This window comes from Clostridium gelidum, from assembly GCF_019977655.1.
GTDB classification, from domain to species: Bacteria; Bacillota; Clostridia; order Clostridiales; family Clostridiaceae; genus Clostridium; species Clostridium gelidum.
On record NZ_AP024849.1, the window covers coordinates 5,823,324 to 5,847,824 of the forward strand.

22 protein-coding genes, 1 tRNA gene, 1 pseudogene and 1 riboswitch are annotated in these 24,501 nt (G+C 28.2%); of the genes and pseudogenes, 7 read left to right on the forward strand and 17 right to left on the reverse strand.

All coding sequences use genetic code 11. The features are described 5' to 3' along the window. Positions 1-29: 29 nt before the first annotated feature. The 6 genes and pseudogenes from psyc5s11_RS26665 to psyc5s11_RS26690 form a co-directional block, all read right to left on the reverse strand. The gene (locus psyc5s11_RS26665) at positions 30-170 is read right to left on the reverse strand and encodes a hypothetical protein (protein ID WP_224035458.1); all 141 of its coding nucleotides are present in this window, start codon (positions 168-170) and stop codon (positions 30-32) included. A 246-nt stretch (positions 171-416) separates the two neighbouring features. Next, entirely contained in the window at positions 417-2,417 is a 2,001-nt protein-coding gene (locus psyc5s11_RS26670; protein WP_224035459.1) for a methyl-accepting chemotaxis protein, read from the reverse strand. 878 nt (positions 2,418-3,295) lie between these two features. Next, complete coding sequence (locus tag psyc5s11_RS26675; protein WP_224035460.1) at positions 3,296-5,017, reverse strand: methyl-accepting chemotaxis protein; 1,722 nt, start codon at positions 5,015-5,017, stop codon at positions 3,296-3,298. Between the two features lie 59 nt (positions 5,018-5,076). Then, positions 5,077-5,159: riboswitch (cyclic di-GMP riboswitch) on the reverse strand. Between the two features lie 88 nt (positions 5,160-5,247). Beyond that, positions 5,248-6,018 (reverse strand): alpha/beta fold hydrolase, encoded by a 771-nt coding sequence (locus tag psyc5s11_RS26680; RefSeq protein WP_224035461.1) that lies wholly within the window; start codon positions 6,016-6,018, stop codon positions 5,248-5,250. 151 nt (positions 6,019-6,169) lie between these two features. Then, positions 6,170-6,479 (reverse strand): annotated as a pseudogene (locus psyc5s11_RS26685) (IS1595 family transposase); the annotation flags it as partial. A gap of 107 nt (positions 6,480-6,586) precedes the next feature. Then, positions 6,587-6,676, reverse strand: a tRNA-Ser gene (locus psyc5s11_RS26690). Positions 6,677-6,918: 242 nt separating this feature from the next. On the opposite strand from psyc5s11_RS26690, the gene psyc5s11_RS26695 reads away from it, so the two are divergent. Both psyc5s11_RS26695 and psyc5s11_RS28285 read left to right on the forward strand, forming a co-directional pair. After that, entirely contained in the window at positions 6,919-7,437 is a 519-nt protein-coding gene (locus psyc5s11_RS26695; RefSeq protein ID WP_224035462.1) for a flavodoxin domain-containing protein, read from the forward strand. 109 nt (positions 7,438-7,546) lie between these two features. Then, a complete protein-coding gene (locus psyc5s11_RS28285) occupies positions 7,547-8,101 on the forward strand; it encodes a CDP-alcohol phosphatidyltransferase family protein (RefSeq protein ID WP_224035463.1) in 555 nt (184 codons plus the stop codon). Positions 8,102-8,130: 29 nt separating this feature from the next. Here psyc5s11_RS28285 and psyc5s11_RS26705 read toward each other — a convergent pair whose 3' ends face one another. From psyc5s11_RS26705 to psyc5s11_RS26725, 5 genes are all read right to left on the reverse strand, one after another. Continuing rightward, complete coding sequence (locus tag psyc5s11_RS26705; RefSeq protein WP_224035464.1) at positions 8,131-8,580, reverse strand: nucleoside deaminase; 450 nt, start codon at positions 8,578-8,580, stop codon at positions 8,131-8,133. A gap of 178 nt (positions 8,581-8,758) precedes the next feature. Continuing rightward, on the reverse strand, positions 8,759-10,036 hold the full coding sequence (locus tag psyc5s11_RS26710; protein WP_224035465.1) for an HlyC/CorC family transporter: 1,278 nt from the start codon (positions 10,034-10,036) through the stop codon (positions 8,759-8,761). Positions 10,037-10,268: 232 nt separating this feature from the next. Continuing rightward, the gene (locus tag psyc5s11_RS26715; RefSeq protein WP_224035466.1) at positions 10,269-10,742 is read right to left on the reverse strand and encodes a hypothetical protein; all 474 of its coding nucleotides are present in this window, start codon (positions 10,740-10,742) and stop codon (positions 10,269-10,271) included. A 165-nt stretch (positions 10,743-10,907) separates the two neighbouring features. Next, positions 10,908-12,239 (reverse strand): replication-associated recombination protein A, encoded by a 1,332-nt coding sequence (locus tag psyc5s11_RS26720; RefSeq protein WP_224035467.1) that lies wholly within the window; start codon positions 12,237-12,239, stop codon positions 10,908-10,910. A gap of 114 nt (positions 12,240-12,353) precedes the next feature. Next, positions 12,354-13,016: a phage replisome organizer N-terminal domain-containing protein gene (locus tag psyc5s11_RS26725; protein WP_224035468.1), complete on the reverse strand. Its 663-nt coding sequence runs from the start codon at positions 13,014-13,016 to the stop codon at positions 12,354-12,356. Between the two features lie 323 nt (positions 13,017-13,339). On the opposite strand from psyc5s11_RS26725, the gene psyc5s11_RS26730 reads away from it, so the two are divergent. Together psyc5s11_RS26730 and psyc5s11_RS26735 are read left to right on the forward strand one after the other, a co-directional pair. Continuing rightward, positions 13,340-14,371 (forward strand): alpha/beta hydrolase, encoded by a 1,032-nt coding sequence (locus psyc5s11_RS26730; RefSeq protein ID WP_224035469.1) that lies wholly within the window; start codon positions 13,340-13,342, stop codon positions 14,369-14,371. Positions 14,372-14,512: 141 nt separating this feature from the next. Beyond that, entirely contained in the window at positions 14,513-14,914 is a 402-nt protein-coding gene (locus psyc5s11_RS26735; protein WP_224035470.1) for a hypothetical protein, read from the forward strand. Positions 14,915-15,081: 167 nt separating this feature from the next. Here the strand turns inward: psyc5s11_RS26735 and psyc5s11_RS26740 are convergent, their stop codons facing one another. The 5 genes from psyc5s11_RS26740 to psyc5s11_RS26760 all read right to left on the reverse strand — a co-directional run bounded on the left by psyc5s11_RS26740 (position 15,082) and on the right by psyc5s11_RS26760 (position 19,469). Continuing rightward, complete coding sequence (locus psyc5s11_RS26740; RefSeq protein WP_224035471.1) at positions 15,082-15,804, reverse strand: MEDS domain-containing protein; 723 nt, start codon at positions 15,802-15,804, stop codon at positions 15,082-15,084. Between the two features lie 620 nt (positions 15,805-16,424). Then, positions 16,425-17,048, reverse strand: coding sequence for a hypothetical protein (locus psyc5s11_RS26745; RefSeq protein ID WP_224035472.1), 624 nt, complete (start codon positions 17,046-17,048; stop codon positions 16,425-16,427). 14 nt (positions 17,049-17,062) lie between these two features. Continuing rightward, positions 17,063-17,761: a DUF3800 domain-containing protein gene (locus psyc5s11_RS26750; protein ID WP_224035473.1), complete on the reverse strand. Its 699-nt coding sequence runs from the start codon at positions 17,759-17,761 to the stop codon at positions 17,063-17,065. 111 nt (positions 17,762-17,872) lie between these two features. Next, positions 17,873-18,406, reverse strand: coding sequence for a hypothetical protein (locus psyc5s11_RS26755; RefSeq protein WP_224035474.1), 534 nt, complete (start codon positions 18,404-18,406; stop codon positions 17,873-17,875). A 406-nt stretch (positions 18,407-18,812) separates the two neighbouring features. Beyond that, on the reverse strand, positions 18,813-19,469 hold the full coding sequence (locus psyc5s11_RS26760) for a hypothetical protein (RefSeq protein ID WP_224035475.1): 657 nt from the start codon (positions 19,467-19,469) through the stop codon (positions 18,813-18,815). Positions 19,470-19,791: 322 nt separating this feature from the next. Between psyc5s11_RS26760 and psyc5s11_RS26765 the strand changes: the two genes are divergently transcribed. From psyc5s11_RS26765 to psyc5s11_RS26775, 3 genes are all read left to right on the forward strand, one after another. After that, positions 19,792-20,274, forward strand: a complete 483-nt coding sequence (locus psyc5s11_RS26765) for a hypothetical protein (RefSeq protein ID WP_224035476.1) — start codon at positions 19,792-19,794, stop codon at positions 20,272-20,274. 1,110 nt (positions 20,275-21,384) lie between these two features. Further along, positions 21,385-22,794: a S8 family peptidase gene (locus psyc5s11_RS26770; protein ID WP_224035477.1), complete on the forward strand. Its 1,410-nt coding sequence runs from the start codon at positions 21,385-21,387 to the stop codon at positions 22,792-22,794. Positions 22,795-22,987: 193 nt separating this feature from the next. Continuing rightward, positions 22,988-23,332, forward strand: coding sequence for a hypothetical protein (locus psyc5s11_RS26775; RefSeq protein WP_224035478.1), 345 nt, complete (start codon positions 22,988-22,990; stop codon positions 23,330-23,332). Between the two features lie 428 nt (positions 23,333-23,760). Here psyc5s11_RS26775 and psyc5s11_RS26780 read toward each other — a convergent pair whose 3' ends face one another. Then, positions 23,761-24,198: a hypothetical protein gene (locus tag psyc5s11_RS26780; RefSeq protein WP_224035479.1), complete on the reverse strand. Its 438-nt coding sequence runs from the start codon at positions 24,196-24,198 to the stop codon at positions 23,761-23,763. Positions 24,199-24,501: the final 303 nt, after the last annotated feature.

The window sequence follows — 24,501 nt, forward strand, 5'->3', positions numbered from 1 at the left end:
AGATTACAATTTCTAGTGGTAAATTGCGGTTAATCTATATTTATTTTCTTCCCTTCAAACTTATCAAACCACACTTGTAACTTTTCTTTATTTACTTCGATTGGTTTTCTCCCTCTATACTTTCCCTCAGCTTTTGCAATTGAAATACTTTCCTTCTTCCTTGCTAACATATACTCACGTTCAAGTTGAGTAACTTGGCTTCAAATACAGTTAACATCCCCAATTCTGTTGGAGTACAGTCTATTAGCATAGTTTCCTAAATCAAATTCAACCTTTTATATAATTTTATTATTTACTTGGAAATTTATTCAGTAGTATTTTATGGGAAATAAAAAGTACCTAACTAAGCAGATACTTTTTATTATAATTATAACAGTTTAATTTTAACGTATTAAACACTTTAATATTTTATTATTTCAAATTTTAAACTTAGATATCTCTTCCATTAATTTTTCTGAACTTGCTTTAACTTTCAAAGATTCCTCTAATACATCAGTAGATTTACTATTTACGTCTGAAACTCTGTTTGCTATATCTGTAGTACCTCCAGCCCCCTCACTAGCTGCTTGTGCCACTCCATCTATGGTCATTAGCACATCACTTATTGAGGCTAAAAGTTCTTCAGAAGTTGAACTAAATTCTGTTACGAGATTATCAATAAACTCTGCATCTCTACTATATTTATGCGCTGTATTAAGCATAGTCTCATAATCATTTTTTACATCTGTATCCATAAATATTAATAATCTATTTGAGCTTTCAGAAAGATTTACCACTGATTCTGTAACTTTAGTTGTTGTATTTTGAATTTCTATTACTGTATTCTTTGATTGTTCTGCAAGTTTTCTTATCTCATCAGCTACAACTGAAAATCCTTTTCCTGCCTCTCCCGCTCTTGCAGCTTCAATAGCAGCATTTAGTGCAAGAAGGTTTGTTTGCGATGATATATTCATTATAGATTCTAAAAGTACATTTATCTGCTCTACGACTTTTGATGATTCAATGGCTTTTTCTAATTCTATCTTTGTATTTGCAAATATTTCATTAGATTTTTTTTGTGAATATTGTACACTCTGCTTTGTTTCTTCTGCTCTTTTATTAATTTCTCCTGCTTCAATTGCACCTTTTTGTGAATTTTCTTCAATAGAGTGAACTGCACTTTCAATTTGCTGTGAAGTAGCCATCATTTCTTCTGCTGATGCAGCTGTTTCCTCCATACTTGCTGCTAATTCCTGTGTTGTAGCTGAAGTTCCCTCAATCTGCTGAACCAATTCATGCATGTTTTTTTTCTCTAATTCTGTACATTCTAATACGAACGTGGATTCTCGTTTAACAGATTTAATTACATCACGTACTGAACGTTGCATTGTATCAACAGATTTTGCTAAAATTCCTGTCTCGTCTTTATTTTTTAAGAGTGATTCAGAAATATCTTTAGTAAAATCTCCTCCCGCCATAATTTTAAGATGCTCTGCCATGGAAATAATAGGTTTTGTAATTGCCTTTGAAAATAATATACCATAGGCTATTCCTATCAATAAAAAAATTATAGCAATAACTAAAACAGATATTTTTAGTGAGTCTAACCCTGACAAAATCTCATTTTGAGGTATTGTTACTGCTAAAAACCACTGTGTTCCATTTACAGGTGCATATCCAATATATTTAACTGCCCCATTGTAAGTATAGTGCCCAGGGCCTACCCCACCTTTTAGCATCTCTTTCTGAACATTCACCATGTCTTGCAAATTTGGATTTTTAGCAAGATTATCAAAGATATTATCCATTTTTATTACAAGATCTTTATTATAGTTTGCAATAGTTGTTCCTTTACTGTTAATCATATATGCTTTTCCAGATGCTCCAAGCACGATTTTATTTGTCATCTCACTGAGATTATTTCCATCTCTTACCTTGAAAATCACGCCTACAATTTTATCATTCCATTTTACAGGAACAGCATAGTTCATAATCATTGATCCAGGATTTGTCTTGTCTTCAATAGGATCAGATACAGATTTTTCACCTTTGATAGCCTTTTGAAAATATTCTCTATCTTTTATGCTTACAACCTTACCATTTGGTGCTATGGTATTTCCATCAATATCTGCATATGCTATATTAATATCTCCAGTTCTTTTTGCTTCTTCTTTCATGATTTTTATTTTATCATCCATTTGGACGCTAGGGTCTCTAATTTTATCATTTGATGCAAGGACTTCAAGTGATGTCCACTGTTCTGCAAGAGATTTTTCTACGGCATAAGTACCTTGCTGAGCCAATTGCGGCAATTCCATGTCTACATTTGAAATTAGAATATTTGATGTAATAAAATATGAAGAGATCCCAAACCCAATGCAAACAATTAATAATAAAAGACTGATTGCTAAGACAATTTTTATTCTTATACTTTTCATTTAAATCCCCTCCTCAATTTTAGTAGGTTTTGTAAAATACTCTTTCAAACTTTTATCTTAACTTCTTTGTTTAATTGACTATCTTTAAATTTTTTCTTTCATTATCCATTTTCTATATAAATTTCTTTCTGTTCTTTTCTCTTTTTCTTTCATTTAATACATTATTCTACACAAATACTTTATTTCCTCTATTTTTATGTAATTTTTTCGACATTTATTGTTTCATTTAAATTTATTTTATCAAATCAAACGAATATTTGATATATTATCTTTTATTTTGTTATTGATGTTTTAAAAATTAAACTTTACCATTGTTTGTTGTTATATTTCTTCTCCATTTGAATTGTTTTTCTCATAAAATACACTTCCTCTTCTAAAAATAAGGTAATGTATAACAAAAAAAACTATACACGTTCTCCTCATTTCTAAGAAAAAATCGTGTATAGTTTATATTCAACTAAAAATTATATTAACTGGGTAAAAAGTGGCGTGATAATGCATTATAAAAAATTCATAAATCACAATTAAGTTACTCCTTTAAAAATAATTCTTACAACTACTTAATTATTAAATAATATCTAACTTTCTAATAAACTTCAATATTGTTACAAAATATTAATAATTCACCTATAATTATTGTCTCCAATAGTTCATTATATAATCCTATATAGTTAATCAACTTAAAACATAGCTATATTTTTATTGCTGACTCGAAGAACTTAGTAAAAGTTAGATTAAAAAATAGAAAATCAAACACTAACCACCAAAGCTTGACTTAAATAATAATAACGCTTAAATTTATTCTTATAATTGTAAAACAAAAAAAGCTTGTTTATAATTTAAATTCCTAAAAATAATTATAAACAAGCTATTATAAATTATACTTTAAATTTAGCTATAATACTTCCCAAATCTTCAGACATCTGAGATAAAATCTTGCTAGATGAAGCTATTTCTTCAACAGATGCTAACTGTTCTTCTGCCGCTGCTGATATTGTTTGTGTTTCATCCGCTATGTTCATGCTTATATTTTGTATATTATTTACTGAAGTAACTGATGCTTTAGTTCCAACACTTATTTCATTAATTGACTTTGATATTTCGTGAATTTGTTCAGATATTGATCTTATCATTTTAAGTATTTCACGGAAACTTGTACCTGCAACATTTACAACCGTTGCTCCTGCATCAACCTCTTTTGAGTTTTCATTCATAACTGAAACTGCACTATTAGTTTTATTTTGAACATCATTAATAATTTCAGCTATTTCTTTTGTTGCTTCTTGTGACTGTTCTGCTAATTTTCTAATTTCATCTGCTACTACACTGAACCCTTTTCCTGCTTCTCCTGCTCTTGCAGACTCTATTGCTGCATTTAATGCAAGTAGATTTGTTTGTTCTGATATGCTTTCAATTGTATCAATAATTTGTCCAATCTTAGTTGATTTTTCTTCAAGCTCACTAATAATAGATGATGTTTCATTAGTCTTCTTCTCTATTAGTTCCATTTGATTAATAGCCTTTTCTATTGCTTCTTCACCAGCATTCGCTGAAACCTCAGCATTATCTGTCAATGTTGAAACTGATTTTGTATTTTCAGATACTACATTTATTTTCTCAGATATATTTTCAACTACATTAGTAGTATCATTGGCAAATGCAAGTTGATCATCTGCACCCTGTGCCATATTAGTTACAGCAGTAGCGACAAGATTTGATGCATCTGCTGATTGTTCAGCACTTGCAGTTAATTCTTCTGATGATAACACTAATTGCTCTGATGTGTTTCCTAATTGCTTAAGTAACTCTCTAATATTCTTTGTCATCTTATCTAAAGCATTGGTTACTATTCCAAACTCACTCTTATCTTGAAGATTCTCTGATGATACTTCCATTGAAAAATTTCCTTCTGACAATGCACCTATAAATACTACAAAATCATTCAATCTCTTAGTAATACGTTTTGTTATTAGTAATCCTAATAAAATTATCAAAATTGATCCTGTGATAACTATACTTAAAAATGTTCCTACTGCAACCTTAAAATTTGATTTATCAGTATTATTTATTTCTTCAGCAATTTGTCTATTATGTTCACCAAGTTTAACCAAATCATTCATGAAAGCTTGTACATATGTATCAACATTTTTTCCATAATACTCATATGCTTCCTGATTTTTATTTTCTTTAGCTAAACTAATAACAGTTTTCCTCCCTTCTCTATACTTAGCTAAGTTATCCTCTATCTCTTTTATTTTACTTGTTTCAAATGAATCCAACTTTAAATTTTTATACTGATTCATATAATTATTAAATTCTCCGGCACGAGTATCTATATCTTTAATTAAACTATCATTTTCATTTTTATCCGTTGTTACCATAAGTCTATAAATATCTGCTGTAATAGCTCTTGCATGCACTCTAGATTCACTCAACCATTCACTAGACAATAATCTTTCATTATACATGGAATCAATACTTTTACTAGATGCTAGTAAGAAGTAATATCCAGTTGTACCTACTGCAAGTAACCCTATTAAAGAGCATACTATAAGTAATGTTAATTTTTTACCTACCTTTAAATTATTAAGCCATCTCATTTTTAATCTCCTACCCTTACTTAAAATTTCAATAAAAAAACCTGTCAACAATTAATAACTTAATTGTTGGCAGGTTGCACCACTAACTCCGAATTCTTAAGGTGCCCAAATAAAAGAAATCATCATCGTTTCCAACTTTTCATGACATTATATTACAAAATATTATAATATTCACTTATATTCTTATTATATCACCTACATATACAGATGTACATATTTTATACTATTAGTTATAATGTTTGGCTATGTTTTGTATTATTTGCAAAAAAGCGTTGCAATAAATCAAGGTATTTATCTGGATGAATTAAACTAATTTCTCCATGTCCACTTTTTGTAATGACTTTTAAAAAACTACCATTAATGGTATCGTGAAGTAGTGTTGCTGATTTTTTCATTATTGATAATTCTTTCTCACCAACTAATATTAATGTTCTTGCTTTCGTCTTGCATAATGTTGAAGATATTGAATAATCTCCATTACTTTTCGTAATATTAATTAGTGTTTCTTTTGTCATTCGTGAACTATCCTCATAATAGGTTTCAAATAATTCATATGGTACATTTAATGTTTTAGCCTGTAGTCTTGCATACCATCTTTTCTTAATTAGCCCATAGCACACATTATACATCGGTACAGTTAATGTGACTGCCATTTTCATAGGATAAACCAACGCACTTTCTATAACAGCATTCTCTGTGATACCACATTCTTGTGATATTATTTCAACAACGATTTGAGCACCAATAGAAAGACCGCAAATTGCAAAAACTTTTCCATTACAATTTTCTTTTATATAATTAATAACCTGTTCTGCGGATTTTTTTATACTTACAAAAGTATTATTCCAATCATCACCATGCCCATCAATAATAGGTGTAACAATATAATAATCCTTTTGCAATGCTTCAATTTGTGGTTTTAATGACCACCATGACAGTCCGCCACCATGAAGAAAAATGATAACTGGCATATTTTTGTTGCCAAATTCTTTAAATATCATATTTATCCCCCATCTATATATCGAATATTATATAAGTAATCTCATTTCACATTTTTTTAATTACTAAACCAGTATATCTTAAAATTGATTTTTGAATTATAGTCTGTTTATATACTATATTATAATATTAATTTCAATATAATGTATATAACTAAACAAATATCGGTTCTCTTTCTCTAAAATCAATTACCTTTGTATCATCGTGTGCTACATTACATTGAAGCATAAAGTTTTGGATTTTTACCACTTCCTTGTCATTTTCAAACAATTGTAGCCATTTAAACCAATACATATAATTGTTGATATATTTAGTTGCAACGCCATTAAACCTGTTCATCCACTTTTTAAATTTGCTGTGTACATCATTAATGTGTTGAATATGGTAAATTAATTCTTTATGTTTTCCTCTTTTTTATACCCTTTATGGTCTAATGAAAATCTTTAGTAAATTGAACATAACTATTTTAACTGCAATTTGCGGTAGTATTTGAATAACTCACAAAACATAAAAAATGCCTGAAACCTTAGTATTACTAAGCTATCAGGCATTTTTCGCATCTAACTTCATTGGCGGAGAGAAGGGGATTCGAACCCCTGATAGAGTTGCCCCTATACACGCTTTCCAGGCGTGCTCCTTCGGCCACTCGGACATCTCTCCATAAGTAGAAAACTAACATCTATGATTTTAAGTGAACCACTTACTCAGCGAACGTATGTGAGTCGAGTTTCATTTATCAATCTTTTAATGCTTTTTCATGATATCATACATACTTTTTTAATTCAACTGAATATTTTTTTATGATATAATTTCAATTATAGATAATAATTGAAGTCGTAACAAATATGCAAGCGTCTATGAGTTAGTAAATCTTCAAATATATAAAAGGAGTGATTTTAACTATGAAAACTTTAATCTTATTTGCATCAAAATATGGTGCAGCAGAAAAATGCGCTAATTTACTCTCTGAAAAATTAAATGGTGATGTTAATATAATAAATCTAAAAGAAAATAAAAACATAAATCTCTCTGATTATGACAAAGTAATTGTTGGCTGTTCTATTTACGTAGGCAATGTACAAGCTGAGATAAAAAATTTTTGTGATACTAATTCAGTTTCACTTATGGCTAAACCTTTCGGACTATTTATATCATGTATGACAGATAAAAAAGACGAGATTAATTCATATACTGAAAAATCTTTTTCTAATGAATTAATTAATCATGCAACTATCATTGATTCACTAGGTGCAGTTTTTAATTTTAAAAAGATGAACTTTTTTGAACGACAAATTGTTAAGATGATTCTAAATTCTAAAAATAAAACTGATGAACTCAATATTAAAGTTGATGGTAAAACTAATATTTCCACCATTTCAGATGAGAAAATTTTGAAATTCGCGAGTGTAATGAATGATTAAAGGAGTGAAAATATGTTTAAAAAAATATTGTTGAGTAAAAACCCACTACGAAAGGTTAAATTTGCTTATTCTGATAAAGAAGGTAGCAAAACTAATGCTGTATCGCTAGGTGAGAAATTTGGAATTAATTAAGAAACTATCTATTAATACCCTAACATTGCTCAGAGTACCATTAACTATCTTATTCATATTACTTTTTATTAATAAGAATAATGTTCTACAATTGATTGTTCTTTCTTTAATCATATTAACAGATTTCATCGATGGAAGAATTGCTAGAAAACTATGCATTCAATCTAAACTCGGTAGTATATTAGATCCTTATTGCGATTTGTTTTTTGTGCTCTGTACAAGTATCTTGTTCAATATATATAATTTAGTTTCTATTACATATACTTTTATACTCATTTTCAAATTTGCTGAATTTAATATAACTTCATATTATGCTGGAATGTCCTCTAATAAAATTCCATTTATGTTTGACAAAGTAGGACGAGTTGTAACAGCTCTTTATCAGGGTGTTCCCTTTGTAGTTGTAATTCCTTTTTTGTCACAGTACTGCTCTGCATATATTTCATTTTTAATAATAGGTACACTTATATCAAGTACCTTAAGGATTTCTAATTTAATACATACTAAAGTATACAAATCTTATAATGAATAAAAAATTATTATTACTATTTCTATAACTAATTATAATTCGTTTTTTCTCCTATTTTCAAAAAACTTTGTTAATAATGCTGAGCATTCCTCATCATAAATCCATTTAACATCCACAAATGAATTTAGTCCCCTATTATCTAAGAGATTTATTAGTGAACCACAAGCCCCCATATCCTTATTAAAAGTTCCTATATAAACTTTAGATATTCTGCTTTGTGAAATAGCACTAGCACACATTGGACATGGTTCCAAAGTTACATACATTTCAGCTCCATTTAATCTCCAATTGCCAATATATTTTGAAGCTTCCTTAATCGCTAATATTTCTGCATGAGCTGTACTATCTTTTAAAGTTTCTTTTAAATTATGAGCTTTTCCTATTATAACTCCATCTTTTACAATCACTGCACCTACTGGAATTTCACCTTTATTCATTGCTAAAATGGCCTCTTCCTTTGCCACTTTCATAAAATCAACCATTATTCTTATGCTCCTATTATCAATTTTCTTATTTAGGTAAGTTAAATAAAATAACAAATCCATACACTTTAGGATTAATTAAAGAAATAGAAGGGATATCCTAGTTTACTAGAAAAATATCCCTTCTATTTTAATACCTTATCTAATTGCCTTTAGACAGCTTGTTTGTATATATCATTCACATATCATTAGCAACTTTACTTTCTTCAATATTAATAATCATCCTAACCTTCTTAATTCTATTCTTTTCTATTTCTTCAGCAATAAATCTTATGTTATTGACTATGACTTCTTCTTGTTCTTCTGGCATTCTTCCCAGATCTTCAATCATAAGTCCACCAACAGAATCAAATTCTTCTGAATCTATATTAATTCCTATTAAATCACTAATATCATGAAGTCTTAAGCTACCTTCAACTACATATTCATTTTCTTTAATAAATTCAACAGGATTTTTTTCTTCATCATATTCATCCTCAATTTCTCCAACTATTTCTTCTACCAAATCTTCGATTGTAACTAATCCCACAGTTCCACCATATTCATCCAATACAATTGCAATATGATTCCTTGTTTTCTTCATTTCTTTTAATAATTCTACAATCTTCTTAAATTCGAATGTATAAAATGGCTCTCTTATATATTTAGAAATATTAAAATTAGCTCTTAAATTTTCAATTGTAGCCAAATCTTTAATATTTAAAACTCCTATAATATTATCTATTGTCTGATTGTAAACTGGAATTCTTGAAAATTGTTCATTCTTAATAACATCCATGACCGCATCATAACTTACTTCTTTATCAACTGAAATAATATCAACTCTTTGAACCATCACATCCTTAACTTGAAGATCTGCAAATTCAAATACATTAAATATCATTTCTTTTTCATCATTTTCCAAAACACCTTCTTGTTCACTTACTCCAACCATAGTCTTCAATTCTTCATGTGTTATAAAAGACTTTTCTCCACTCGGATCTCCACCCAAAATTCTAATAAACATTGAAGAAATAGCAATAATTATATAGACTAATGGCTTAAATATTATTACTAAGAATCCTATGGGTCTTGCAACTCTTAAAGCAATAGCTTCTGATTTCTGTTTTGCAATAGACTTTGGAGTTATTTCTCCAAAAATAAGCACTAAAACTGTTATAATTCCAGTTGCTATTCCAACTCCTCTATTACCAAAAATATCTGTTGCAAGTACCGTAGCCATTGCTGTTGCTCCAATAATCACCACATTATTCCCTATCAAAATTGTTCCTAAAAGTCTGTTTGGATCTTTAGTAAGCTTTTCTACTAATTCAGCGCCTGTAACTTCTTCTTCCACCATATGTCTTAATCTTATTTGACTCAAAGACATAAGTGCAGTTTCTGACATTGAAAAAAAACTAGATAATGCAATTAGTACAACTAAACTAATTATCTGCCACGTATAATTGGGGTCCAAAAATAATCACTCTCCTAATAATTTAAATATTTATATATTGTAATCTATTATATCACAATCTAAAAAAAAGTAATATAATTCCACTATTTTAACTTCGATTTAATACTAATCTTGCTAAGTTAAAATTCGTTTACTTTACCTAAAATAAAATACCTATAGACCACATACTTTTTCATATGTCTAGTCTATAGGTATCCATTTACTGTTAAAAAGAATATAGTTATATTTTCTGCTAATATGTTATCTTATGAACATAAATTATTTTAACTATTTTCTCTAATTCTCCATTTAATGCTAATTGTACTACTTTATTATTATTTAATTCAAAAGTATATACATTTAGTCCTTCTAAATTAGTATTATAATATGCTGTAACACCTTTCTTGAGTGCATCTTTTCTTGCCGTAAGATATACTCTTCGAACTGCATCTTTATCAATTTTTTGAGCAATTTTTCTTCGGCTTGCATTATAAACTTTACTTATTGTTATATCTCCATTATATAATTCGTATTCATAATCAATATATACAAGATAACTTCCTGCAAAAAATATTAATCCTACTATCCCTAATGCTATCGCAATTATAATTGATGCAAGAGTAGCCATTATTGCTATTATAAAAAAAATAATTGATATGGTTTTTAGCATGCTGCTAATTCTTTTAGGTTTATCTGATGGAATGAATTGCTCTAGAATAACCTCCATATTTTACACCTCTCTTTACCTTTATCTTTATATTCAATATTCCAAACTACTTAAAATATCATTATGTTCTATTATACATCTTAAATAAGAGAAAAGGTATTCAGTTTTTAATTTTTGTAACATATAACATCAATTTTATAAAAATTACTAATAAAATTGTAAAATTTACTGGGTATTTTTTGTTTTAGCCTTCAGCTTTTTAATAAGCTCTAAGCGTTCCTTTATATTTTTTTCAACACCTTGATTCGTAGGTTGATAATACTGTCTATCTTTCAGATTTTCTGGCAGGCACTGCATATTCACTACTTTATCCTTTGAATCATGAGCATATTGATAACCCTTACCATAGTCCAGATTTTCCATAAGCTTTGTTGGTGCATTTCTAAGATGTAGAGGAACTCCTTCTGCAATAGTGTTTTGAACATCTGTTTTTGCCTTTTCATAAGCCATATAAAGTGCATTAGACTTAGAAGCTATAGATAAATATACTACAGCTTGGGTTAAATTCACATTGCACTCAGGCATGCCAAGATAATGAACTGCATTATACACCGCTATTGTCATCTCAAGTGCCCTAGGGTCAGAAAGTCCTATATCTTCTGAAGCAAACCGGATTAGTCTTCTTGCAATGTATAAAGGTTCTTCACCAGCTTCTAACATTCTTGCCAGCCAATAGACTGCAGCATCCGGGTCACTGTTACGCATAGATTTGTGCAGAGCAGATATAAGATTATAGTGTTCCTCTCCATTTTTATCATATAACAATGCTTTCTTTTGGATGCATCCTTCCACAATTTCTTTACTTATTACAGTAGTTCTTCCCTTTATTTCACCGCTCATCACTGCTATTTCTAGTACATTAAGGGCAGTTCTGGCATCTCCATTGGAGTATGCAGCTATTAGGGCAAGAAGCTCATCAGAAATATCAATAGTACCGTTTCCATAACCTCTTTCATCCTTTAATACATTTTTTAATAACTTTATAATATCTTCTTTTTGTAGAGATTGAAGTACAAACACCCTGCTTCTAGAAAGCAACGCTGAATTAATCTCAAAAGAAGGGTTTTCTGTAGTTGCTCCAATTAGAACTATATTTCCTTTCTCTACATGAGGGAGAAATGCATCCTGTTGAGCTTTGTTAAAACGGTGAATTTCATCAACAAATATTACAGTTCGTGTCCCCATCATCTTGCTAAATTCTGCTTTTGACATGATTTCTTTGATTTCTTTGATTCCTGTCGTTACAGCGCTAAAGGTTATAAAATGTGCGTTGGTCATATTGGCTATAATCATAGCAAGTGTAGTTTTCCCAACGCCAGGCGGGCCCCAAAGAATCATAGAAGTAATATTGTCTGATTCCACCAGTTGTCTTAATACCTTTCCTTTTCCTAAAATATGTTCCTGGCCAATGTATTCCTCGAATGTTCTTGGCCTAACCCTGTCCGCTAAAGGAGATCTATTTACATTTTCAAAAAGAGATCCCTGCATATAATCCATTAATTACACCTAATTTCCTTTAAAATTATGAGCACATATGTTCTATTGTAAATATTATAATCCCACTTGGTAAACAATTCAATAGGCATTAAAAAATAGCTATTGTTTAGGAAATCAAAATGACCATGCCTCGACGACTCGCTCACCTTCCTCTAAAGGTCTTCCTTCATCAGAATCATAAAAACAAATAATTTTAGTATCCTCTGTTTCCCCATCAGTATCTTCAATTTTCGAAGCTTTTTTCTTATTTTTGTTCACCTTACTGTTCTTTTTCGACTGTAGAAGTATAGGACCATTTTTGTGTATAGCATTTTCCACTTCATTTTGATTTATCTCATTTTTAAATTCCTTAACTTCATTATTATCTATTTTACTTTCTAAATTTTCTTTTAACTTAATTTCTTCTTTTTTTATGTCTCCCTCGTTATTAGTAACTTTAATTTTTTCCTTCACCTTAATATTTTGATGCTTTGCAAAATTCTTCACTCTATAAATATTGCCTTCCATAAGTTCAACCATTTCTAATTCTATAAACACATCTAATGCTAATTTAACTTGTTCAATATCCCTATTAAATTCTATTGCTAAAGTTTCAATTGTATATGGAAGGGTTTTTGACATATATAAATCGCCCTCTAAATTAACCTTGCCAGCCAAAGTTACAATCCTAGTCCAAACATAGTGAATAAGATCTCTTTCAGGCTTTCTATCTATTATTTTAAATTTTGTATCATTATACATATCAACTCTAAATTTTACGTACTTTCTTTCTCTCATATCCATCATTCTCCTTAAAATCTTTTATTTTAATCGCTATCAATATCTAAATTACTATTGTTTAAATATTCCTTACATTTAAGATATATGTTTTATTTAATAAAATTACATAAGTTCAATAAACTTTTTTTATAAAAATACTACAAATTTTATCTCGTAATAAAATAAGGCTAGCCTAATTGTTAAACATGAGAATAAATTACACTTAATAAGTAAATTATAATACTACTTAAATTTTTAATGAGTATCTGTATTTTATGGATACTCTTTATTTTCATCTAAATGAGCCAGTGTAATCACTATAATTAATGGAGGTAAATAAAATGAAAAGGACAAATAAGATTCTATTAGTTGGTATATTTGCACTTATTGTAACAGGCTTTTTTATTATAAAAAACTTAACTGAAACAAAGGGTGGCAAAATCAATACATATATTGCAGTAAACTTACAATTAGATAAAATCCTTAATCCTAAATCAACTAACGAGCAATCCATAGAGGATATTAGAGAAAGATTAAATAATGAGTCTATTAAATCATCTAAACCACCTATACCATTTTCAAATATCAAAAATATTACTGTAGAAATAAACTCTGAAGAAATACCAGTTCGTATATATACACCTGAAGGTGGAGATATGTTTCCTATAATTATTTATTCACACGGTGGTAGCTGGATTTCAGGAAATCTTGATACTCATGACAATGTTTGCAGAAAGCTTTCAAAAAATACAAAAGCAATAGTCATATCAGTAGATTACCGTCTTGCCCCAGAAAATCCTTTTCCTGCTGGACTTAATGATGTATATAATGTACTACAATGGACTAATAAAAATGCAAAAAGTATAAATGGAGATGAAAATCATATTGCTATTGCTGGCGATAGTGCCGGTGGAAATCTTTCAGCAGCAGTTTGCTTAATGGCAAAAGACAAAAATGGTCCTCACATAACTTGTCAGGTATTAATATATCCTTCTACAAACATTTATGAATTAAATACTCAATCTTGGTCTGATTTTTCTAATGACTTTAATATTTCTAAAGAAGAAATGGAAAAATATATTTCATTATATGTACCACAAAAAGAAGATAGAAAAAATCCATATGTCTCTCCTCTTTTGGCAAATGAATTTAATCAATTACCAGATACACTTGTTATAACTGCAGAAATTGATCCTCTTCGAGATGAAGGCGAAGCTTATGGAAATAAATTAAATGAAACAGAAATCCAATCAGAGATTATAAGATTTAATGGTGTTACTCACGGATTTATTACAATGGATAAGATTACAAATAAGGCAGATGAAGCATTAAATCAAATTTCTTTATATCTCCAAAATGAATTTAAAAAATAAAAATAGTAATAAAATCAAGTTAAAACAATAGAATAAGTAATTAGTCTAATATTTATAATTTGGTAAAAAATAAATTATTAAAGCACATTTTGATTCCTTCCATCATACATTTTATAATATATAAATATATGAGAGGTCTTTATGGGTATTTTTTTTGATCTTAAAACTATTAATGAACTTATAGATGACAATTATATGAGTGATATAAATAACATTAATTTGGGATTTGATATTCCTGACGATAGGCAAGTAAAGCAAAATACATCCAAGTTTACTCCTGATGATTGGATTAGATATATTGATCCACTAGTTACTTATGCTTTAAGGGAAACTACGCAAGGAATGGATACAAACCGTGCCTATCAGAAATTTATTTTATTAGGTGTACTTGTAGGATTGGGAAAAACTCCTCAAGAAGCTATTAATCAAGTTCAAGAATGGCAAAATACTGGTGCATCTCAACTACTAAAAAGTGGTACAAACACAGGAATTTCAGGAACAAGTAGTAATTCTAATATAACTAATAGGCTTTATTTCGACTAAACTAAATAATAAGGTTATGCATTAGTATGAAATATGATAAAAAATTATAGGTGGGATTGTCCATCTATAATTCTTTATCCTATATGCTACAGATATTGTATCAATAAAGAAAGATCCTTATTACAGGCTCACTATAATTTCTCTATTTTATAAAATTATTATCTTATTTATGAAACGAAATTGTTTAAAATAAATGAATGCGTTTGTAATGATTCTTCTATAACTCTTTCATTAATAACTCTACCTTCATGAATATAATCATAAGCATCATATACACAGAGAAGAGATGCATTCATATCTTTTATAAATATATTCAAGTCTACTTCCATATCTAAAAAGTCTTTCTCAGAAGTACCTTGAATCGCAAAACTTGGTTGACCAATCCATCTTAGCCCATTATATTTTTCAATATTGCTATTTCCTAAAATGCTTATTGCTGTTTCTTTTAAGCCAATAAAACCACCCTTCTTATGACCCAAAATTAATTCTTTTACAGACCTAAATTTAATATTTTCAATAGAAACTTTATTAGCCTTAAGAAAATCTAATAACTTATTATAAAGATTCTCTTCCATAGAAACGTATATAAGTTCATTATTTTTTATTCCTTCCTTTATATAAAAGTATAAATCTACAAGTAAGTGTTGTTCTCCATAATAATACAATGTTGTATGTGTTCCAAATACATTTTTTAAGTTTAATCTAGATAAATGTTGTATATTTCTATTACAAGATACACATTTATATATAAAGTTATCAAGAAACTGACTTATAAGAACTACTTCATCATCTAATAAATTATTTTTTCTTTCCTCTATACTAGTATTTAGTTTTTCCTTATACTCTTCAATACGATGATTAATCGTGCACTTACTACATAAAGTTTTCATAATCGCACCTCACTATACAAAATTTTTATTTCTTATAAATTATAACACTTGTTTGTGTAAATATCTGTCTTTTATTGTAAATAAATTAAAATTTGTGCTATTTATCATTCTACATATCTCCTATATTCTAAACCTTCTGTCCCCTTTTCAACAATAAAAACGGCTCAACACGTATGTTTAAGCCGTTTTTAATATTATTTGGTACTCCCAGTGGGAAAAACCTTGTATATTTTTACAAATTCTTTTGCAAAGATAATTCTATGTAAGGCTTGTATTTTCATAGATTTAAACTTAATCGTATATATTTATAAAATAGCTTGTACACTTATATATATTTATGAAATGTCGGTATTTTGTCGGTATTCCGACCACTATTTCAATAATTAATAAAATATATTAATTACATTTATTTTGAATAATTCTTTAGATTTAAGTTCATAATATTAATGTGATCGCATAGACTACATTAAAGATATAATTATATCATATTCAACTGTTGTTAGCAATTAAGCTTGACTTTTTTTTATAATCATGCTAAATTAAAGGTGAACAACAGTTAATTATCTCATCTACCTAGGGTAGAAGGAGACATCCGGACTCTTACGGGAGAGCCGGTTTTTTTATTTATTACAAAATATTTGGTAATCATTTAAAAAACCATCTTGAGCCCTTCTCCCAAATACAGGGTATGCAGTTACAAATTTCAAACAATATAATTTTTCATTTCTGTATTTCTCTTCAAATATAATAACAAAATTGGCCAACCCATTTTTATACCAAACAAATCTTTTTCTAATATTTTGTTGTCCAGTTGTTCTATCAGTAAAAAGTTTACTCCAAATCTTAATATTAATATCATTATTATTGGCTAATTGAATAATCTCTGAAATCCAATGAATTCTTGCTAACCTATAATAACAAATCGCTCTACGTTGTGATTTAGTACAACATATATTTTCATTAGAATTCACATCACATTTACTTGTACATACTATACTTGTAATGTCATTAACGCAAGGATAACTATTATAATATTGTTTATCTTTAATTGATACTGAATGTAAAAATCTTTTATTAATTCCAAATTCATTATAATTTTCTACAAATATAAATACTCCCTTAAGATTTGGCCTATGTTCTTTTGAGAAAAATTTTATCTTAAGATCATTATATACACTAATTAAATTACTACAAACTATTTCATTTTCGCAAAAATTCTTTGGAGTGCTCAATCCATAATACATATTAACCCCCCCACCTAATTCCAAACAAAAATATTAAACTTACTATAACTAATAGGAACAGTATTTAATAAGGTCAATCCTGTTTTGAGTCTTATATAATTTACTAATTCTATTTTTGTATTACTTGTATTTTCTCTATGGTCATCTAGTCTATTAGCATAAGTAATAGCACCTATAAATATATCTGTTAACTGCATTAACTCACAATCACTAGAAGTAACAATTTGAATTTTATTTATTAATTTTAGATCGAAATCCATCTTTTGGTGACATAAATATTCTTTTAATTTCTGAACTCTTTGACCACCACGTGTATCTTTTTTATCTATATATATAGAATTTTCTTGATTTATAGAAATCATTTCTCTAAGTAAATAAAAATACATTATGTAATATATATCATCATGATTATATTGAGTATAATATATTTCACGCTTGTCTTTTATAATAACTCTGAATTTCAAATTATCCTCTTCAAAAAATAAATCTATTATATTTTTATAAAATTCTAATTTAGGCTCACTTACTTTTGTCCATTTAATTTCAGCCCTATTTATTCCATAATTCTTTTTTATAAGTCTTATCTTTTCATTTATTTCTTTAACTTTTTCAGCATCACAAGTAATTCCACCTATGGCCATTATCTTTTGTTCATTTTTATTATTTTCAGTCATCTCTAAATGACAACTTTCATCACAATATATATTAATCATCTGTTCACCTCTCAATCTAGTATAAACAAATTATATCACATGTATTTTTATATATTCAATAAGTTATCCACACAATCCACAATTTTATTTTTCTGTGGATAACTTTATAGATTATAAACTGAATTCAATTCCAAACTTATCATGCAAATATTTCAAAACTTTTTTTATACACCATATAAACGCGCGTATAGATAAACATATTATTAATACTAGAAGCAAGTAGTATATTGAGGCTTTTAAATATATTATATATGTGAAATATATTAAAATCACCATAAATCCTGCATGCCACCCATAATCGCAATATCGGCATATAATTTTATAATTATTAATTATTGGCATTTCATTGATAATCTTAAAAACAAATCCACATATAATTAAAGCAATTCCAACAAAAAAAGAAAAAGCATACCACTCTCTAAAGTAATTTAATAATATTGAATTCCATTTTTCTGCTAATATAGGTAATTGAATCTGAATATTAAATTTTTGAACAATATTCCAAAGTGAATTTAATCCTAGATAATAAATTTCTAAGATCCACAATGCATGCAACACTGTAAATAAATTTAATCCTTTTATTTTACCCTTTAATAATTCATTACTATTTTCAGCATTCTTATTATCATTTTTTTGATCTTCCATCAACATTCCCCCTTATCATTTTTATTAATAATAATTCTATACCATTATCATTCTTTTTTACAATAGATATACTGTCTTACCTTGGTCTAATAAAAAAAGACACCTATATTTCTATAGATGCTCTTATAACCTTTTATTCAATTCTTTATTAATCATCTTATATTACATTTGAATGATTTTGTATGGTGTTTATACCTCTGTCTTCTTGTAAATCATCTATCTAGATTAAATTCTATATGTTAATATTCTTTTGTATTTCATTCATATGGCCTTTATACCACAATTACCTTTCACTTTGTTAATATTAATACTGATTATAATTGTATATATTGTATTACTTGTATATATGATATATACCAAATCTTATCCATAAATAAGAGTACCTATATTTCTATAGATGCTCTTTTTATTTTATTTCTTTCAATTTTTTGCTTTGGGCAGAATAATCAATCTCTAACCGGTTAATATTTTTAACTTTAATAGCCACCCATTGAGTTTTATTTCTATCATTCACGAATATACATTCATCAATATCATTTTTAGCATATTTAGCATATGAGTAACTAATATAACTGCTTAAAATTATAAATGTTTTATCATAATCAAAAGAATTTTCATATTCCCTAAACGCTCCAGAATAGACTATTTTATCATCATTTAAATATACTTTTACCCAAGTTCCTAGTTCAATATCCTTTATATCAGCAAATATACTTGAATTATTAGTTCTATAAATCTTAAAAAATCTTAATGCATCAAGCGAAACATCACTTTTTAAAAAGAGTCCAACTCCATACCCTATTACTATACTTAATACAATCGTTCCAAAAGTAAATTCCGATGTATAAATATCAAAATAACCATATCTGAATTTAGAGATTAATTCTCCAACATTAATAAATATATAACTTACTAATATGTAATATATAAATTTAAACTTATTTTCAGATCTATTAACGCTCAATTGATATTCTATAATTTTAATGAATAATACTCCTGGTAACAAATAGATTAATAATTTTGGAAGTATATCTACTATTTCAAGTATTTCTTTTCCACTCATTTATTTCTTTGTTGGTTTTGTCGGATTAGGTGGAGCCATATAAACAGGTTCCTTAATTTGCTCTCCTCTTTCATTTAATATCCTTCTAGGTTGTTGCGCTATCTCTGGTTTTTGTGCCATCCAATTCACCTCTTCCCATATAATATAATTATACAAAAGTAGGTAAATTCCTTTTAAATATTACAAATATTTAACAAATTAGTAAAAATCATATATTTTATTGTTTCTGTAACATACATTGTTAAATTAATTTTATTTAAGACTTTTAAAATTTGCATTACTAAATATAATAATTATAATCAATATAAAAGGAAGTAATTTTATGTATAAAAAATTAGAGCACTTGGATTGTTACAGAGAAGGAACTAGGCAATCCATAGTTCGAGATTATGATCTTCAATTATTAATATATGCGAGATTATTGAATGAAAAAACCAAGCACAGTGATGCCCACGATAAATTGACAAATAAATATTATGAATTTCTATGCGTTAATAAAGAAAATAAAAATATCCAAAAAATTATAACTTGTGGAAGTGGAGCCGGAGAACATTTAATAAAACTTGCTGATCTTAAAAGGCCACAGCTATTTAATCCATTAATGAGTGAAGGAGATTGCGGTGGTGGAAATGGTACTAATACATCTAATAGAATGTGGGACCCTCTTGCTAAAGAATTATACAATGCGATTAGATGGCTTATATGTTGTTGGGATACTATTCCATATGGAAAACTATTAGATATAAAAAAAGGATTAGAAGATTATTATTATAATGAATGCAAAATTAGAAGAATTAAATATTAAATCATTTTTCTAAACAAAATAATTATTTCGGATGTCTCATTTACCAACATCCGAATTTTTATCTTATTTATTTCTTATATACCGGACCAGTAATACATAAGAAAGCAAATTAGGAAGTGTTATTTGTTTCGTTACCTTCAACATTATGTTGGACCCTTAAATTTGCGAAAAACCTAATGTAGTTTACGATATATCAGATATATTTTTGATATTATAAGATAAGGTATTGCTATAATATTGCTTATACTAGATAGAATGCCACTTCAGATGTTGTTACAAATGAGTGTACTGTCTGATTGGAGTATGTTTGCGTGTCTGTGTCCCTATAAGGCGAGCGTTTTTTGGTTTGCATTTATATGAATATTCAAACATTCGATAACTAAATTATCTAATTGCTGCTTGATCCATTCATTTTGTTTTAACAGGGGTAGCGCCAGCATTTCCGACAAAACCCACGTTAAGCCAACTATAACCAAAAGTAAGTACCATAAAGGTTATATTAGAGTTATTTTGATACTTTGTTTTTGGTAATAGTTTTGGAACTAAAAATCACTTATAAATCAGCTATTTTTAAGACTTTCAATATAGTTCTAAAAACGTTCATTTATGAAACTATATTCATTAACGTGGATTTTGTTGAACTCACCCCACCCCATCATAAAAAAATTCTAGTGTTCAAATAATAAAGTAAAACAGTCAAAATTATCAAAAGGTAAGGCTTTTGTGATACTCAAGTATACTTTTTCCTTTATGTGCTTTTTCAAAGAATTCTATAGTAATCAAATCAATTAGATTCTGCAAATTCTCTAAATATAACTTTACAAGACATAAGAAATGGTAGTAATATATCAATTGAGTAAGTAGTGGGTTATTATGTAATATAATGTAATGTGTAGACTGATTATTATTCTAAATATATCAATGCAATACCAATTTATAATGAACCATATCCCCCAGTGGTTTATTGTCTGCATCTTATCTGTTACGTGTAAAAAACTACTAACTTTCTACTATTATATTTATAATAATTAATAAAACTATACCTTATCTATAAATGCCTATATATTTATATTGTATAGGCATAAGTTATATTAAGAATGGAGGCACAAAATGAAAAACGCAAAAAAAAAACTAATATATTTCTTAACCAGTATAGTTGTTTTTAGTTTTACTATATTACCTAATAATACTGTAGCTACTGCTGCAACTACAGGTGAGAAAAATATAAATTTAGTAATTTTATTTAATGACAATAGTATTGATAAAAATGTAAAAGATATTGTAACTAATGCTGGAGGCAAAATTGTAAATGAGTTTCCTGACTTAGGAGGAATTGAAGTCAAATGTCCTGCTAAACTAATACCTACAATTAAATCCCAAAATAGTGTACAATCCTTATCTCCAAACCATGTAATTAAACTGTCAAATGAAAAAACAGAAGAATTTACGGGTTCAGAAGATGACTCTATATTTGCATCTGATAATTTATATCAAAATTATCAATGGAATATAAAAAGAGTTACTAATAATGGTGAAAGTTTTAATTTGGAATCAGGAAATCATGATGTCGTTGTCGGAATTATAGACTCTGGTGTAGATACAACTCACCCCGATTTAGTTGATAATTTTTTAGGCGGAAAAAACTTAGTTCCAGCCAACTTTGGAAATGATTCATCTGAAACTGGAAATTCAGATGATGTAACTGATAGATTAGGGCATGGAACAAATGTTGCTGGAATAATTGCTGCGAATGGTAAAACAAAAGGTGTTGCTCCAAACATTGGTTTCAAAAGTTATCGTATTTTAAATCAGCATGGAGACACCAATGCCACAATTTGTTCATCAGCGATAATGGCTTCAGTTAATGATGGAGTGAAAGTTATTAATTTGAGTATTGGTGCTTATGATTTAAAGGGGAAATGTTACTGGACTGATCCTGATACAGGCATTAAATATAACATAGGTGCTGACATGGCTGAATATTCATTATTTAAAAGAGCAATTAAATATGCTACTGAAAATAATGTTACAGTTATTGCTGCTGCTGGAAATGAATCACTAGATTGTGATAATAACAAAAATTTAACTAACTATCTTAATTCACAATATGGTGCTCAGGGATTTAGCTATACTGGATTAACATATGAAGCACCTGGTGATATTAAAAATGTTATAACTGTTTCAGCAACTGGAAAAGATGATAGGTTTGCATCATACACAAATTATGGAAAAAAGTTTATAGATATATCAGCACCTGGAGGCGATATATTTGAATCATCTGATATCTCAGATATGTGCTTAACAACAGCTATTAATTCTGATTATACTTGGATACAAGGAACGTCTATTTCAGCTCCAGAAGTATCAGCTGTAGCGGCTCTTATCATTTGCAAAAATAATGATATTACTCCAAAACAAGTAGCAAAAAAAATATATAAAACTGCTGACAAATTAGATAATAATAACTCTAGTAAATACTATGGTGCTGGAATAGTTAATGCATATAAAGCTATACAATAATAGTATATTTCACATCTAATTATGCAATCATTATAAGTTATACATAATCTCAAAAAACATGTAATTAATATAAAATATTTGAAATTATCCAATTTTTTATATTTTTTTAATATATACAGTTATTTTGACATTTTTTTCATAAATAATGAGTTATAATTATATTGAAATAAATTAAAAGGGGGATATCAATCTTATGAAACATAAAATTGTAAAAACATTAAGTCTATTATTAACTGCTTCAGTATTAAGTGGAATGCCAGTGTACGCTGCTACTAATACTAAAATTTCAGACCCAACGACATCATCTGTTGAAATTTCAAAACCAGGTACAATAGGTACAAAAGCTATGATGACCTTCTACAGAGAAAGAACAAAAGTATATACAAGTACTTCTCAAATTAAAGACTATCTTTATGTCACAGAATATATTGGTGGATCTAAATGCAGTGGAAATTTGCATCTAGACAACACAAAATATAATTCAGATACCGGATATTATACTGCTCTATATACGGGTTATATTTCTGGTAATGCTTAATTGAGGAGGGCACTGAAAAAGTGCCATTAATCTTTTGCTATTTGAGTTGGTAAAATAAGAGAGCCATCAGAATCATTTCTGATGGCTCTCTTTAATATTTTTAGATATATTTGACCTGTGAAAATATACATCTGTATCTATAAGAGTAAATGTTTTTAGTTTTTCAGTGGCTTCTTAATTGAGAGCATTCTTTTTTCAATAAATTAATATCCCTATAAATAGAGAACAATCAGAGAGCTTACTAGAGCTTATTTCACTGTTCATAACTGAGGCTCTGAGACTACAGCTAAAAGTTGAGCCGCAATTGGAGAATTACCTTGATTTTTAAAATCTCTTAAATTATCTGTACGGTGGCTTAAAATACAGATTTTATTGCAAAATAAAAGAGTAGCTTTATAACTTCCCTCTATTCAAATTTACTGCACCTCTTAACCTTCTTGTACTATATGTCCATTAGAATCAACAGTATATCCATCTGGTGTGGTTGTATTAGTTAACATTTCCCCTGTTTCAGAAAAATAATACCACTCATTCTTAATCATATACCAACCTATCTTTGAACCCAATTCATCACAATAATACCATTTATTATTATCTTCTATCCAACCCATCTGAGGAGAACCATTTTCAAAATAATGCCATCTATCTTCATATTTAAGCCAACCATTTATAGCGTTAGGATCCTCAGTTTTTACTTGAGACACTTTTTCATTTTGTTTTTCAACAGTATTTGCTTTAGCTTCTTGTTTTACAGATTCAGATTTTACATTGTTATTAGAATTACATCCAATTAATAATAAAGCTATAAAACTAATTACCATGATATTAATAACTTTATATTTCTTCAATAAATTTAACTTTTTCATATTTCTTCCCCTCACTGCCTTCTTTCAAAATTATGTTATATACTAATTATTACACCACATATTCCAAATAAAAACAGTAGAATATCTTAGGTACTCAATTATGATTTAATCTTACCTTTAACTTTTTCAATGTATTTCTGCTGATATTATGCTTATTCATTAAATCTATTTACGTAAACGCCTTTATATGCCCTTTTGTATTTACTAGAGTTAGCACTCGTCTTAATGACTAGCACCTTGCTACGTGCCTTTTCAAATAGGATCTAATACCATTTAATAATATTTTATATGTTCAACTAATAT